The 14,263-nt window shown below is 57.3% G+C and carries 16 protein-coding genes; 3 read left to right on the forward strand and 13 right to left on the reverse strand.

The window, feature by feature from the left end:
• Window positions 1–25: 25 nt before the first annotated feature.
• Entirely contained in the window at window positions 26–706 is a 681-nt protein-coding gene (locus AB8846_RS09430) for a LuxR C-terminal-related transcriptional regulator (protein WP_370732574.1), read from the reverse strand.
• 558 nt (window positions 707–1,264) lie between these two features.
• On the opposite strand from AB8846_RS09430, the gene AB8846_RS09435 reads away from it, so the two are divergent.
• The gene (locus tag AB8846_RS09435; RefSeq protein ID WP_370732575.1) at window positions 1,265–3,040 is read left to right on the forward strand and encodes a serine protease; all 1,776 of its coding nucleotides are present in this window, start codon (window positions 1,265–1,267) and stop codon (window positions 3,038–3,040) included.
• Window positions 3,041–3,073: 33 nt separating this feature from the next.
• Here the strand turns inward: AB8846_RS09435 and ureG are convergent, their stop codons facing one another.
• The 10 genes from ureG to plsY form a co-directional block, all read right to left on the reverse strand.
• Window positions 3,074–3,691: an urease accessory protein UreG gene (gene ureG / locus AB8846_RS09440; protein WP_370732576.1), complete on the reverse strand. Its 618-nt coding sequence runs from the start codon at window positions 3,689–3,691 to the stop codon at window positions 3,074–3,076.
• 9 nt (window positions 3,692–3,700) lie between these two features.
• Entirely contained in the window at window positions 3,701–4,375 is a 675-nt protein-coding gene (locus AB8846_RS09445) for an urease accessory protein UreF (RefSeq protein ID WP_370732577.1), read from the reverse strand.
• Window positions 4,375–4,914 carry a HupE/UreJ family protein gene (locus AB8846_RS09450; protein ID WP_370732578.1) on the reverse strand — a complete coding sequence of 180 codons (540 nt, stop codon included), beginning with the start codon at window positions 4,912–4,914 and terminating at the stop codon, window positions 4,375–4,377. The genes AB8846_RS09445 and AB8846_RS09450 overlap by 1 nt, the downstream gene beginning before the upstream one ends.
• Before the next feature lie 9 nt (window positions 4,915–4,923).
• Complete coding sequence (gene ureE / locus AB8846_RS09455; RefSeq protein ID WP_063144821.1) at window positions 4,924–5,388, reverse strand: urease accessory protein UreE; 465 nt, start codon at window positions 5,386–5,388, stop codon at window positions 4,924–4,926.
• Between the two features lie 9 nt (window positions 5,389–5,397).
• Window positions 5,398–7,101 (reverse strand): urease subunit alpha, encoded by a 1,704-nt coding sequence (gene ureC / locus AB8846_RS09460; protein WP_370732579.1) that lies wholly within the window; start codon window positions 7,099–7,101, stop codon window positions 5,398–5,400.
• The gene (locus tag AB8846_RS09465; protein ID WP_370732580.1) at window positions 7,094–7,408 is read right to left on the reverse strand and encodes an urease subunit beta; all 315 of its coding nucleotides are present in this window, start codon (window positions 7,406–7,408) and stop codon (window positions 7,094–7,096) included. The genes ureC and AB8846_RS09465 overlap by 8 nt, the downstream gene beginning before the upstream one ends.
• Before the next feature lie 10 nt (window positions 7,409–7,418).
• A complete protein-coding gene (locus tag AB8846_RS09470; protein ID WP_006811999.1) occupies window positions 7,419–7,721 on the reverse strand; it encodes an urease subunit gamma in 303 nt (100 codons plus the stop codon).
• 10 nt (window positions 7,722–7,731) lie between these two features.
• Window positions 7,732–8,559, reverse strand: a complete 828-nt coding sequence (locus AB8846_RS09475) for an urease accessory protein UreD (protein ID WP_370732581.1) — start codon at window positions 8,557–8,559, stop codon at window positions 7,732–7,734.
• Between the two features lie 163 nt (window positions 8,560–8,722).
• Complete coding sequence (locus AB8846_RS09480) at window positions 8,723–10,189, reverse strand: MFS transporter (protein WP_370732582.1); 1,467 nt, start codon at window positions 10,187–10,189, stop codon at window positions 8,723–8,725.
• 84 nt (window positions 10,190–10,273) lie between these two features.
• Window positions 10,274–10,894: a glycerol-3-phosphate 1-O-acyltransferase PlsY gene (plsY, locus tag AB8846_RS09485; protein ID WP_023309216.1), complete on the reverse strand. Its 621-nt coding sequence runs from the start codon at window positions 10,892–10,894 to the stop codon at window positions 10,274–10,276.
• Between the two features lie 107 nt (window positions 10,895–11,001).
• Between plsY and folB the strand changes: the two genes are divergently transcribed.
• Together folB and bacA are read left to right on the forward strand one after the other, a co-directional pair.
• Window positions 11,002–11,370, forward strand: a complete 369-nt coding sequence (gene folB, locus AB8846_RS09490) for a bifunctional dihydroneopterin aldolase/7,8-dihydroneopterin epimerase (protein ID WP_023333447.1) — start codon at window positions 11,002–11,004, stop codon at window positions 11,368–11,370.
• A 106-nt stretch (window positions 11,371–11,476) separates the two neighbouring features.
• Window positions 11,477–12,298, forward strand: a complete 822-nt coding sequence (gene bacA, locus AB8846_RS09495; protein WP_023333446.1) for an undecaprenyl-diphosphate phosphatase — start codon at window positions 11,477–11,479, stop codon at window positions 12,296–12,298.
• Between the two features lie 10 nt (window positions 12,299–12,308).
• On the opposite strand, the gene AB8846_RS09500 is transcribed toward bacA, so the two are convergent.
• A complete protein-coding gene (locus tag AB8846_RS09500) occupies window positions 12,309–13,550 on the reverse strand; it encodes a multifunctional CCA addition/repair protein (protein WP_370732583.1) in 1,242 nt (413 codons plus the stop codon).
• Window positions 13,551–13,610: 60 nt separating this feature from the next.
• The gene (locus AB8846_RS09505; RefSeq protein WP_063145701.1) at window positions 13,611–14,231 is read right to left on the reverse strand and encodes a TIGR04211 family SH3 domain-containing protein; all 621 of its coding nucleotides are present in this window, start codon (window positions 14,229–14,231) and stop codon (window positions 13,611–13,613) included.
• Window positions 14,232–14,263 lie beyond the last annotated feature (32 nt).

Here is a 14,263-nt window from a genome sequence, read left to right on the forward strand (position 1 = left end):
CTCCCGTCGTCGCGGCGGGGGAGTTTTATATCCTGATGTCGAACATCTGGTTCTTGATGATCAGAGAGTAAAGCTGGTAGTCGTTTTGCACATCCAGTTTTTCCATCGCCCGGATCTTATGTGCACTGACTGTTTTGATGCTCAGGTGCATATATTGTGCAATCTCCTTCAAATTTAATCCGTTACATATCAGACGCAGCACATCGATTTCCCGCGGCGAGAGTTTTTCAATATCTGTCATCTCATGACGAAAAAGCATATTTACCAGCTGGCTTTCGATATAGATCTCACCTTTAAGAACTGTAGCAATCGCCTGGCTTAAGGTTTGCTCGTTGATATCCCGCGACAAATACGATCTGACGCCTTCCTTTAGCGCCTGACGAATAAACATGGCGTTTGCATAGGGCGAGAGCAGGATAATGCTGAGCGTAGGATAAGTCTGATGGAGCCATTTCAACAGCTTCAGACCGTCCATACCCGTGAGAGGAGAGCGATTAAAGCTGGTTGTCAGTGAATAGCTGAGGATAACGATATCGGGGTTATGCTGGCCAAGAAGCGACAGAAGTTCTGCGGAAGAGGCTGCTTCACCGGTCAAAACACATCTCTGATTCATGCCTGAGGCGGGTAACGAGAGCGGTTGCATCATTGAGGATAAGCCGCGGCGAATCAACGAGGATTCTTCAGCGATAACGATTTTAATGTCCATAATGATGCGTCGTATTAACCCTTACATGATAATGGCGGGGTTGGAATCCCTCGCAAGATATATCGTTATTAAAATCCAGGCTGCGGTAAAATAGCAGTAACAATGAGAGTATTTTTAGCGGCGACGGATATTGATTATTTCATTATGCTTAATCTTTGCGGTTTTTGTATCCAGGTGTATCCTCGCGTTGCGAAATATAAAGAAACGAGATATAGATTTTTCTTATTCAATTATAGAAAGATTGTTCCCCCAGATTAGGAAGTTCTTATTCATCACGGTGCATGTATCACAGATACTGAAAAAGGAGAAATGTCGATTCACAAAGGAACCGTGATTACCATGAAAAAAAGTACCTTGTCCCTTTTTATTTGTGCAGCAATTTCATTTTCCGCTACGGCAGAAAATCATGTGCAAAATGAGTTTGCACATGACAATGCGACCTACACAGCAATTGTACTCAAGCTAAAACCCACTACAGGTTTGCTAAAAGCGACAAACAATAAAATTACCCTGAATGATCCTTCCCTTATCACCACAAATATGTTTCGGCCGACTAATTTGCGGAGTTCAAATCAGTCATCCGAGTTAACGGAACTCAATAAACGCTATGGCTTTGACCGTTATCTGCGTATCGCGTTACCGCAAGATAAACGTCAGGATAAAACCTACATTAACCATATTATTACTGAGCTGGAGCAGAATCAGAACGTAGAGTTTGTTTATCCGGAGGCCGAACCGGTGTCGCTGGATGAAAACGCCCTTACGCCGCAGGTTAAATCTTCGGTAAATAATAATTTAACGTCTGCTGCCGTTCCGGATTTTCGCAATAAGCAAGATTATCTCAAAGCACCTGATGTTAAGCGCGCCGGTTATTATATGGGGGGCGTAAACCGCGAAAGCGTTGATCACTATGCAGGCAGTGCGGGTGAAGGAGTGACGATTATTTCAACGGAGATTTATCCCTGGAATACCTACCACCTCAACTTACCGCCAATGAGCCTCAGCTCTGGAAAGACAACGTATGTTGAAAAGCAAGATCATGACACCGCTTCCGTCGGGATTATGGCAGCGAAAGATATTGGCACCGGTATTCGAGGGATAAGCTGGAAAAGCCGACTGGGGTACGCGGCCTCAGCGCATAATAACCTCTATAATTTAATTCCGTTGCTAAAAGCTGGCGATGTGGTGCAGATTGGGGTACACGTAGCGGGCGGTTATCCAGCGGGTTGTCAGAAGGATTGCTGGGTGGCAATGGAGTCCGAGCCCGCCTATTACGATGTGATTAAAGCGCTGACGGATAAAGGCGTTCACGTTGTTGAGGCGGCAGGTAACGGGAACGTCAACCTGGATAGCCCAGGCTTCCAGGGGGAGTTTGACGTGAACGTGCGGGACTCCGGGGCTATCCTGGCGGGTGCGTTTTGTGCAAAAGACGGTAAAAAAGCGTCGTTCAGCACCTATGGTTCGCGTGTCACCAGCTCTGCATGGGGCTGCTGGGACGTAGTGAGCACAGGTTATGGCGATCTCTATAAAAATGGCGGCGTTAACGATTCTTATACCGCGACGTTTGCCGGAACTTCTTCCTCGAACCCGATTATTGCGGGTGTGGTAGCCAGCCTGTCAGGCATCGCCAAAGCCAACGGTATTACCGTGACACCGCGGCAAATGCGTCAGATTCTGGCGGAGACCGGAACGCCACTGGCCAACGGGGATTCGGCAAAAGTGGGTACTCAACCTGATATGGAGCGTGCGGTGGCCCGTATTATGGCGCTCAAAGACGGTAGCACGCCTGTCGCGCCGGCTCCAACGGCTGTGGCAGGCGCAGATTACGCTCTGGTTTCTCCGACCACGGGGGTGATCACCTACGTGCTGGACGGCAGTAAGAGCCTGAATGCCAAATCGTATAACTGGCGTGTGACGAAAGGGGCAGAAACCTTCTCGCTGGAGGCGACACTGAACGGCACGCTGGTGAAGAGCGTGGACAGCGCGCATGCCTATGCCGTCATTCCTGCCAACAGCGAGGGTGAAGCGACCTTTACACTGACGACGACCGGCGCGGATGGGCGAACCGCGACGGACAGCATGACCATCACCGTCAGTAAACCGGCGGTACCGGCTAAGGATGACACCCCGGCAAAAGATGACACACCGGTAAATCCTGCGGCACCGGCCTATAACGCCAAAATTGCCTATCCAACCCGATGCACCAAAGCGTATTACAACGGTAAAGTTTGGCTCAACCAGTGGTATGTCAACCCGGGGCAAGAAACGCCGGGAACCGGCGGCGAGTGGGGCGCATGGCGCGAAAAAGGGTCTTCCAATAACAGCTGCAAATAACAATCACGGCCTGGCGTTATGCCAGGCCTTTTTTCAGATCCGCAGCATCCCTTTCTCTTCCAGAAACGCAATAATCGTCGCTAAGCCGTCACCCGCCTTCAGGTTGGTAAACGTCCACGGACGATCGCCGCGCATGCGGTTGGTGTCGCGCTCCATCACCTCCAGCGACGCACCGACGTACGGCGCGAGGTCGGTTTTGTTGATCACCAGAAAATCGGATTTGGTGATCCCCGGCCCGCCCTTGCGCGGAATTTTTTCCCCTTCGGCCACGTCGATGACGTAGATGGTCAGATCCGCCAGCTCCGGGCTGAACGTCGCGCTCAGGTTGTCCCCGCCGCTTTCAACGAAGATCAGATCCAGATTGCCGAACTTCTCGCTTAACGCTTCCACTGCCGCCAGGTTCATTGAGGCATCTTCCCGAATGGCAGTATGCGGGCAGCCGCCCGTCTCCACGCCCACGATGCGCTCCGGCGCCAGCGCGCCCGCCTCGGTCAGAATACGCTGATCCTCTTTGGTATAGATATCGTTGGTCACCACCGCAAGATGGTACGTGTCGCGCATCGCCTTGCAGAGCGCTTCCAGCAGCGCGGTTTTACCCGACCCTACCGGGCCGCCCACGCCTACGCGCAGGGGATGTTTGTAATCAGCCATGTTGACTCCTCAGGAACGAAATAGTCGTGAATATTGGGTTTCGTGGCGCGCGGAGGCGATGGCGGACAGCGGCGTTGCTGCCCCCAGCGCGTCGTCGCGACGTAAAAATGCCTGTTCAAAACCAGCGGCGTAGTGGTCGCTTAGGTCGATAATCAGCTGCTGCGCAGCCTGTTGCCCAAACGGTACCAGCTTGACGCCCGCCATCACCGCGCTCTCTATCCAGCTGTAGCCGAGGCTCAGCGCCAGCTCGCGCACGCTAATGCCCCAGCGCACGCCGAGCCAGGCCATGCCGCAGAGCTGGCTCTGCATAAACAATGGCAGCCATTCCGGCGGACAGTCAGCTTCCCAGCTCTTAATCAGCCGCGTAAAGGCCGCCCCGCGGTTGCGCTCCTCTTCGCGCAGCTCGCGCGTTTCCCGGCAGGCGAGAAGGTATGCCGTCCAGCGTTTTGCTTTTGTAAGATCGCGTTGCTTACAGGCCTGATAAAGACGGATAAACAGCGGCAGATCGACGCAGAAAAAGCTCTGCTCCATCTGCTGGATTTGCCAGCGTTTAAAGGCCTCGGCGTCCGTGACCCAGCCCGCCTCAACGGCCCACTCCAGCCCCTGCGACCAGGTAAACGACCCGACCGGCAGGCTGCTGCTGGAGAGCTGCATCAGGCGCAGCCTCTGGCGGGCGTGCTCCATCAGCTCATCAGCGCCAGCAGGGCGGAGACAATCAGCCCGCCGCCGAAGAGTTTACGCAGGCCATCGTGACGGCGCAGCAGCAGCCCTGCGGCAAAGCTGGCGCACAGCACCGTGGCGCTGGCCAGCATAAAGCCGCTGGTGAAGAGCCAGAAGCTGTGGCCGGACATCTCCACGCCGTGCGCCCAGCCGTGGAACATCGCCAGGGCAGGCACCGCCAGCAGCAGACGGTTCTCAGTTTTAAACATCATCACGCCGGATACCGCCAGCGAGGCGATAATCAGCATCTCCATGCCGCTGAAGCCGCCGAGCAGGCTGCCCGCAATGGCGCCGACAAGCATCATCCCGAGGGTGGCAAACGGCAGCAGGAGTTTGCGACCGCTCAGCGCCGAGAGTACGCCCGCACCGGTGAGCATCAGCAAGTGATCGAGCCCGGTTAGCGGGTGGAGAAAACCGGCCTGAAAGCTGTCGGCGCCGTGGCCGGGATGCGCGAGCGCAGGAACGGAAAAGGCCAGCAGTAACAGCGGTAAATACTTGCGCATGATGAATCCTTAATGTGAATGAGCGTGAGAATGGCTGTGGCTGTGGGCATCGCTGGCGTAAGCGCCCGCTTCCGGTTCAAACGGCAGGCTGGCGTAGGCCACCTCCAGCCCGAACTGGCGCAGCATGTCGTCGAGAACGTGGTCGTGGTGATAGCGAAGCTCGCCGGGCATGATCTGCAGCGGCACGTGGCGGTTGCCCAGGTGGTAGCAGGCGCGGGCGAGCAGGAACGGATCGGCGCAGCGCACCACGGAAACCGACTCCGGGGCGGCGATCACCTCGATCACCTCGCTGCCGTCGTCGGTAGTCAGCAGGTCGCCCCCGCGCAGCAGCAGGCCGCGCGGCAACATCAGCCCGGCTTCGCGGCCGTCGTTCAGCGATACGCGGGCGCGGCTTTTCACCCGCACGTCAATCGGCAGCGTGACGCTGGCGGTGACGGGGTGGGCATGGTCCAGGCGTTGGGTTAAATAGATCATCATCACTCCTCAAAACAGGAAATAGCGTTGCGCCATCGGCAGAACGTCAGCCGGTTCGCTGGTTATCAGTTCACCGTCGACGCGCACCTCGTAGGTTTGCGAATCGACGGTGATATTCGGCTGCAGACCGTTGTGGATCATGTCCGCCTTTTTCACCGTCCGGCAGCCTTTCACCACCGCGGTGGCGCTTTGCAGGTTGAGCTGCTGCGGGATGCCGTTCGCACTGGCGGCCTGCGAGATAAACGTCAGTCGGGTGGCGTGGCGCGCGGCGCCCAGCGATCCAAACATCGGGCGGTAATGCACCGGCTGCGGCGTAGGGATCGAGGCGTTGATATCACCCATTGGCGCACAGGCGATCATCCCGCCCTTGACGATGGTGGCGGGTTTGACGCCGAAGAACGCCGGGGACCAGACCACGAGATCCGCCAGCTTGCCCGCCTCAATCGAACCGACCTCGTGGGCGATGCCGTGGGTGAGCGCCGGGTTAATGGTGTATTTGGCGACATAGCGCTTCACGCGGAAGTTATCGTTCTCGCCGGTCTCTTCCGGCAGCGCGCCGCGCTGGACCTTCATGCGGTGCGCCACCTGCCAGGTGCGGATAATCACTTCCCCGACCCGGCCCATGGCCTGCGAATCTGAGGAGGTGAGCGAGAACGCGCCGATGTCGTGCAGCACGTCTTCCGCGGCGATGGTTTCACGACGAATGCGGGATTCGGCAAACGCCACGTCCTCGGCGATATCCGGATCGAGGTGATGGCAAACCATCAGCATGTCGAGATGCTCGTCGATGGTGTTCACCGTGTAGGGCAAGGTCGGGTTGGTGGAAGAGGGCAGAATATTCGGGTGCGCGCAGGCGGTGATGATATCCGGCGCGTGGCCGCCGCCCGCGCCTTCGGTGTGGAAGGTGTGGATGGTGCGCCCGGCGATAGCCGCCAGCGTGTCTTCGACAAAACCGGACTCGTTCAGCGTGTCGCTGTGCAGCGCCACCTGAATATCCATCTCGTCAGCGACTTCCAGCGAGCAGTTGATCGCCGCAGGCGTTGCGCCCCAGTCTTCGTGGATCTTCAGCCCGATGGCGCCCGCGGCGATCTGCTCGCGCAGGGCATCCGGGTTGGAGCCGTTACCTTTGCCGAGCAGGCCGATATTCACCGGCAGCGTATCGGCAGCCTGCAGCATGCGGGCGATATACCACGGCCCCGGCGTGCAGGTGGTGGCGTTGGTGCCCGCCGCCGGTCCGGTGCCGCCGCCGATCATGGTGGTGACGCCGGAGACCAGCGCCTCTTCCGCCTGCTGCGGGCAGATCCAGTGGATGTGGGTGTCGATCCCGCCAGCGGTGACGATCTTCCCCTCGGCGGCAATCACTTCCGTTGCCGCGCCAATCGGGATCGTCACGCCGGGCTGAATGTCCGGGTTTCCGGCTTTGCCGACGGCGAAGATCCGCCCGTTCTTCACGCCGATATCGGCTTTTACGATCCCCCAGTGATCGACGATCAGCGCGTTGGTGAGAACCAGATCCACGCAGCCGTCAGCGGTCATCTGCCCCTGGCCCATGCCGTCGCGGATCACCTTCCCGCCGCCGAACTTGACCTCTTCGCCGTAGACCGTGAAATCGTCTTCCACTTCGATCCACAGCTCGCTGTCGGCCAGCCGCACCTTATCCCCGGTGGTGGGGCCGAACATATCGGCATACGCCCGGCGTGAAATCTCAGCCATGTTTCACCTCACCCATCACCTCGCAGCGAAAGCCGAAAATGCGCTGCGCGCCTGTAACCTGAACCAGCGTCACTTCCCGCTTCTGGCCGGGCTCGAAGCGCACGGCGGTACCTGCCGGGATGTTCAGCCGGTAGCCTCTGGTGGCTTCCCGATCGAACTTCAGAGCCGGGTTGACCTCGTAAAAGTGGTAGTGCGATCCGACCTGGATCGGCCTGTCACCGTGGTTTTCGACAACCACGCGTTGGGTTTCACGCCCGACGTTGAGGGCAATGTTTCCGGACCGGATCCGGTATTCGCCTGGGATCATCACGCGCTCCTTAGACGATCGGGTTATGGACGGTGACGAGCTTGGAACCGTCCGGGAAGGTGGCTTCGACCTGAATATCCGGGATCATCTCCGGGACGCCCTCCATTACCTGGTCGCGCCTCAGAACGTGTCGGCCCGCCTCCATCAGCGAGGCGACGGTTTCGCCATCGCGCGCGCCTTCCATAATGAAGGCGCTGATCAGCGCGACCGATTCCGGGTAGTTGAGCTTTACCCCGCGCGCAAGGCGGCGTTCGGCAACCAGCGCGGCGGTGAACAGCAACAGCTTGTCTTTTTCTCTGGGGGTCAGTTCCATAACGTTTCTCTTATGTCTGCCAGATACGCGGCGAACAGGCGGGTTTGGTGGTGAGAAGCGGGCGAAGCGACTGCCAGATATCGCGCATCACCCGCTGGCAAATCAGGTTGTCGTGGGAGAGTAAACGCACCGACAGCAGGTCATCGGTGAGCGTTGCACCCGCATAATTTTCCAGCGGTGCGAGCCGTTCGCGCACCGCGTCGAGATGTTCATCCCGGGCAGGGTAGAACAGCAGCGCGCCGAGCCACGGATGCCCGGCAACGGGCGTGAGATTGCCCTCGCTAAGATGCTGGCGCTCAATCAGGCGCGGTTCGTCTTCAACCCAGATTTCAAGGCGACTCTCCAGCATGCCGTGGCTGAAGGTCTCTCCGATCACCGGGCGACCCATACAGTACAGCTCCCACGCCAGCAGCGTGCTGGAGGCCTTCAGGTGGAAGACGGAGCGCAGCGCGGCATTCGCGCCGGGAAAAATAATGGTGTCCTGCGGCAGCCACTCCAGGGTGGAATCTTCCTCGAGATAAAAATGCTGGCTCAGACGGGCCTGCGGGCCGCTGCTGCGATAGAACTTGCTGGCACCGGGCATGGTGATAAGCACATGGCTTTTGGCGTCCAGCCGAACGGAAATGTCCAGCGTGTCGCCGCCCACAATCCCGCCGGGCGGGTGCAGCAGGTAAAGGTGGCAGGTTTCCCCTTCGGGATAAAACGGACGCTGAACGGTGAGCGGCCCGACGTGGTGGGCGGAGTGCAGGAGGGTTTTCTCAGGGGTGTGACAAAACTGCAGGGCAAGCGATGCCTGCCAGCCTTTATACGTATTATCAGTGACCTGAGCTGCTAACATGCTGCATCCATTTCCACACCATCGGGATACGTTTCAGTATGCCCTGGCGGAAATGAAGGCTGTCATATGAGTCGCTTATGGATGGTCTGTAATGTAGGCCGGGTAAGCGCAGCGCCACCCGGCAAGAAAGGCGATGACATTATTAATGACGGGGTTTGCGGGATTACCGGTAATCCTCCGCATCCACATCATATCCGGACGGCTCCCAGCGGATCGCCAGCAGCGACGCCAGGCCGATAAACGGCGCCAGCGCAATCACCCAGAACACGGCGGTATCCAGCGAGGCGACCAGCAGCGGGAACAGGAACAGCGACAGCGTCGAGCTGCTGCGCATCAGCGTCTGGTTGAGACCCACGCCCACGCCGCGCAGCGAGGTCGGGTAGCTCAGCGAGGCAAACGTCATGGTATGCGCGCCCGGACCAAATCCCTGACCGAACAGGAATAGCGCCAGCATCGCGACGGCGAGCACCCCTTCAGAGGTGCCTTCAGGGCGGCCAATCAGCGCCAGTCCCAGCAGCGCGACAAGCTGGCAGGCATAACCCGCAAGCGACATCCGCCAGGCGCCGAAGCGCGGTACGTAGCGCACCGCCAGTAATCCACCGACAAACGCAAACAGCAGGTTCAGCACCAGCGAGATCAAAATGGTGGTCAGCATCGACTGGACAAAGAAGCTGGAGATAATCACCGGCAGGCCAAACGCCACGGCGTTATAGGCGAAGGAAGAAACGACAGACAGCAGCGTGGCGAGCGTCGTGCGGCGTAAGTAGATGCCGCGGAACAGGTTCAGATAGTTTGACCATTTCGCTTTATTCACGACGGGTGCGGGCTGGCCGAGCGCGTCCTGCGGCACGTGGGCGTTGATGTTATACGACTGGCGTAAAATTGACGCCGCCTCTTTCAGGTTGCCCTGATTCGCCGCCCAGACCGGCGATTCGCTCATATAGCGGCTGCGGATGGCGATAATTACCAGCGCGGGCACCGCGCCGAAGCCCAGGATCAAACGCCACAGCCAGTCGCTGTGGCTTTCCGGCAGCACGGCGTAGAAGAAAAGCACCAGCAGGTAGGAGATGCTGATGGCGGCATACCAGGTGGGGCACCACATCGCTACGCTGGAAGCCTTATTCCCGGGCCCTTTCAGCCTGGCGAATTCGCTTAAAAACGCCATCGCCACGGGAAGGTCGATCCCGACCCCAAGTCCCATCACAAAGCGGGCGCCCGCGAGCACATATTCGTTCGGGGCGAAAGCACAGGCGATAGCGGCGACGACGAAGAAGACCATATCAGCCATAAAGACGCGGTAGCGCCCGATTTTATCCGTGAGGTAACCGCCGAGCAGCGCCCCGACAATGGCACCAAAGGTAATCGCCGAGGCCACCATACCGGTACCGGCGGGCGTCAGGTTAAATTCGCGAGTGATATCTTTAATGCCGAACGCCAGCGCGCCCAGATCGTAGGCATCGAGGAAAATTCCGCCCAGCGCGATACCGACCACGATACGGGCGTTTGCCCGGCCCTGAGAACCGTCATTAACGAGGCGTGATACATCCGATGCGCTGCGCACCCACTGAATGTCGCCATCAGGAGGATTACCTGCCGTTGAAAGGGGAGTGGTGTCTGTGATTTCAGCCATTTTCTTCTTAAGTGGTTGTGTTGTGTTATTAACAGTTACCACAGGCAGAAGGTGACCAAAATCACATTTGGCTATAAGGCATAACTAACCCTTCGGAGCGTCTTTTTTCTTTCTCTTGAGCTTCGTCCAGATTTTGGTCTCCTGACGACGCCACAGGCGCTGGATATTGTCGTGATGACGCAGCAGGATAAGACAGGAGAGCATCGACACCGGGAAGGTGAACTGGGGTTTGAACCACCAGACGTAGAACGGCGCGATCAGCGCGCTGACGATAGCGCCCAGCGACGAATAGCCGCTCAGAAGAATGGTCAGAAGCCAGGTCCCGGCCATGACGCCGGTTAAGTCCCAGCCGATGGGCGCAATGGCACCAAAGGCGGTCGCCACACCTTTGCCGCCTTTAAAGCCGAAGAATACGGGCCAGATATGGCCGACGCAGGCAGCAATAGCAATGAGCCCCAGCCAGAACGGCGTGACGCCCAGCGCATAGGCGCCCCAGACGGGTAGCATCCCTTTCAGAACATCAAAAATCAAAACCGCTACGGCTGCTCCCTTGCCGCCAATTCGCAGTACGTTGGTCGCCCCCGGATTCCCGGAACCATTTTCACGCGGGTCAGGTAACCCGGCAATGCGGCAGACCAGAATGGCGCTGGAGATTGAGCCGCAAAGATAGGCGAGGAGGATCATTCCAGGCGCGATTGCACTCATAACGCTGTTCCGTTTTGAAAATGTATCTGTATTCTCAGCATCTGTGGATAATACGCATAATTCGCCGGAAGTGGTATCCGGTTTAGCCAAAAAGCAGGCAGGTCGTGATGGATATTGTATTTATAGAGCAACTTTCGGTAATCACCACAATTGGTGTTTACGACTGGGAACAGACCATCGAGCAGAAACTGGTGTTCGATATCGAAATGGGATGGGATAACCGCAAATCGGCAAAAAGCGATGACGTGAACGACTGTCTGAGCTATGCCGATATCAGTGAAACGGTCATCGCCCACGTTGAAGGGCAACGTTTTGCGCTCGTTGAGCGGGTGGCTGAAGAAGTCGCAGAATTGCTGCTGAAAAAATTCAACTCACCGTGGGTGCGCATCAAGCTGAGCAAGCCGGGAGCGGTGGCGCGCGCCGCCAATGTTGGCGTCATCATTGAGCGTGGCACAAATCTGAAAGGCAAGAATTAACGTCATAATTGCTAAACCATTTTAGGTTATACCGGTCTCAAGACTGTATCTTATCGGTTGTCCGTATGGGACACCGTTTTTTTATATCTTTTTTAGGGGTTTATAGATGAGCGATATGCACTCGCTGCTGGTGGCGGCAATACTGGGTGTGGTCGAAGGATTGACGGAGTTTTTGCCGGTTTCCAGTACGGGCCATATGATTATCGTTGGCCATCTGCTGGGCTTTGAAGGGGATACCGCGAAAACGTTTGAAGTGGTGATCCAGCTGGGGTCTATTCTGGCGGTAGTCGTGATGTTCTGGCGTCGCCTGTTTGGCCTGATCGGCATCCATTTTGGTCGTCCGCCTCAGCACGAGGGGGCCGGTAAAGGTCGTCTGTCACTGATCCATATTCTGCTCGGGATGATCCCTGCGGTGGTGCTGGGCCTGGTTTTCCACGACGCCATCAAATCTCTGTTTAATCCGATTAACGTGATGTACGCGCTGGTGGTGGGGGGCTTCCTGCTGATCGCCGCAGAAGTGCTGAAGCCAAAAACGCCGCGCGCGGAAGGTCTGGACGATATGACGTATCGTCAGGCGTTTATCATTGGCTGCTTCCAGTGTCTGGCGCTGTGGCCGGGCTTCTCACGTTCAGGCGCAACCATCTCCGGTGGGATGCTGATGGGCGTAAGCCGTTACGCCGCGTCAGAGTTCTCGTTCCTGCTGGCGGTGCCGATGATGATGGGCGCCACCGTACTCGACGTCTATAAGAGCTATCACTTCCTGACGGCTGGCGACATTCCGATGTTCGCCGTCGGCTTCATCACCGCGTTTATCGTGGCGCTGATTGCCATTAAAACCTTCCTGCAGTTGATTAAGCGTATCTCGTTTATTCCGTTCGCGATCTATCGCTTCATCGTGGCGGCTGCGGTGTACGTGGTCTTCTTCTGACCGATTGCCCTCAGTCTTTCGGCTGAGGGCAATGCTTTTCCTTCCAGTCCGACACAGCCTGAATTCGCCGTTTCGTGAGCTCTTCGCGAATTTCCGGTCCTTTGAATCCTGCTTCGACAACGTCCTTCGTGGGCACCGCTTTCGCGACGTCCCAGGCTTTACGCAGTAAACGTCCCTGCGGGTAATCGCACGCTTCAAACCCGGTACGACCGCGCACGTCAGCTTCGCTGGTGAGCGCGATTTGCTCTACGCGCTGGGGTTTGCGCCAGGCGTCGATATTATCGAAAAGCTTAACGATGGTAGCCGGCTTCAGGATGGGGAAGGTGTGGATCAGATCGTGGAACTCGGCCACCAGTTTCGCCAGATCGCGGATCTCGTTCGGGACGCGCAGACGCTGGCACAGCCCCTCGACCAGCTTCACCCCAGCCGGGCCGTGCCCGTGGTGGCGAGGCCAGAATTCTTTTGGCGTTAAGCCTTTGCCGAGATCGTGGCACAGGGTGGAAAAGCGCACGTCCACGTCAGGGCTGAGCATGGCCGCCATGCTCAGGGTCATCAGCGTGTGTACGCCGGTATCAATTTCCGGGTGCCATTTTGCCGGGGCTGGTACGCCAAACAGCGCGTCTATTTCCGGGAACAGCACCTTCAGCGCGCCGCAGTCTCGCAGGACCTGGAAAAAGACCTGCGGGTTGCGCGTGGTGAGCGCATTTTCCGTCTCTTTCCAGACGCGCTCTGGCGTCAGGTGTTCAAGCTCGCCCGCCTCGGTCATGGCGGTCATCAGCGCCATTGTCTCATCGGCAATACGGAAGCTGAGATGGGCGTAACGCGCGGCAAAGCGCGCTACGCGCAGCACGCGGAGCGGATCTTCAGAAAACGCAGGGGAAACGTGACGTAAAAGACGGTTGCGCAGATCGTCTTGACCGCCATAGGCGTCAACGATCTGCCCGTGCTCGTCCTGCGCCAGCGCGTTGATGGTGAGATCGCGGCGCAGGAGATCTTGCTCCAGCGTCACGTCCGGCGCGGCATAGCAGGTGAAGCCCGTATAGCCCGAGCCCGATTTCCGCTCGGTACGCGCCAGAGCATACTCTTCACGGCTTTTCGGGTGCAGGAATACGGGAAAGTCGCGGCCTACCTGCTGGTAGCCCGCGTCGAGCATATCTTCAGGGGTGGCGCCAACCACCACCCAGTCTTTATCTTTGACCGGCAGACCTAACAACGCATCACGTACCGCACCACCGACCAGATAACTCTTCACGCCCAACTCTCCCGTTTTCTCTTTTCCAGAATAATACGTAAGTCTGGCAGAGAAGACGAATTAGTTCATCCAGCGGTCTTTACGCTTACGGCTTGGGATCAGATGCGGCAGGACCAGACCCATTACCAGACCCACGCCCAGCACGCCGCCGCCATACATAAACCACTGCATGATAATGGTGCGCTGTTTGTCGTCGAGCTGCAGATTCGCGGCATTCACTTTCTTCTGCGCGACAATCAGCTCGTTTTTCAGTTTCTGGTTTTCTTCTTTCAGGCCGTTAATCACACCGTCGCTTTGCGCCACTTTCTGCTGCATTTCAGCGGTGCGCTGGTTCCAGGTGCCGTCGATGTTGTTCAGCTTGTCGGTCAGGGTCTTCACCTGGTTTTCCAGATCCGGCACGCGCGTGCGCAGGCTTGGCACGGTGCTCAGCTCTTTCAGCGGGATCCAGGAAGTACGACCGGTACTGTCGCGAACCTGACCATAGTTGGTGTCCGCGTTAGTTTGTAACAGGGTGACTTCCTCGCCGGCATTGACCGTGCCCACGAGGCGATAATTATCTCCAGGGCCACTGCGTACCCAGGTGTTCAGTTCGTCAGAAACGTAACGCTTCTCTTCAGCGTGCACTGCGGTTGCGGCGCTAAAAGCGAGTAAAGTAAGTCCAATCAGGCGTAATTTAAGCATCATTAGTCGTTATTTTCATAAATAGTGGAACG

This window comes from Enterobacter sp. KB-221C9, assembly GCF_041320715.1.
Lineage (GTDB): Bacteria > Pseudomonadota > Gammaproteobacteria > Enterobacterales > Enterobacteriaceae > Enterobacter > Enterobacter asburiae_D.